At 43.5% G+C, this 278-nt stretch carries 1 pseudogene; it reads right to left on the minus strand.

Features of this window, described 5'->3' with window-relative positions:
* Positions 1–118: 118 nt before the first annotated feature.
* Positions 119–278 (minus strand): annotated as a pseudogene (locus tag BCT81_RS02590) (type II secretion system F family protein); the annotation flags it as partial.

The following is a 278-nucleotide window of genomic DNA, read 5'->3' on the forward strand; positions in this document are numbered from 1 at the left end:
ATACTTGTCACCTCGGCAAGCTGGTGGTCTTGTTCAGAAGGTGTCGATTGGCACCCTGCTAAAAGACTTATCGTTAACATCACGAAGAAAATACGTTTTCTATTCATTAATTTGCCCTCTAAATGCTCAATGTCATTTGCATGATGCTCGGTGCGAGAATCAAAATAACGATCGGAAACATGATGAAAAGGATCAACGGAACACTCATCTTGGCGGAGAGCTTACCAACCTTCTCCTCAACCGTGAGGATTTGGACTTTTCGCATATCCTCAGCAAGG

The organism is Vibrio sp. 10N.261.52.A1 (genome assembly GCF_002876325.1).
Taxonomy (GTDB): domain Bacteria; phylum Pseudomonadota; class Gammaproteobacteria; order Enterobacterales; family Vibrionaceae; genus Vibrio; species Vibrio chagasii.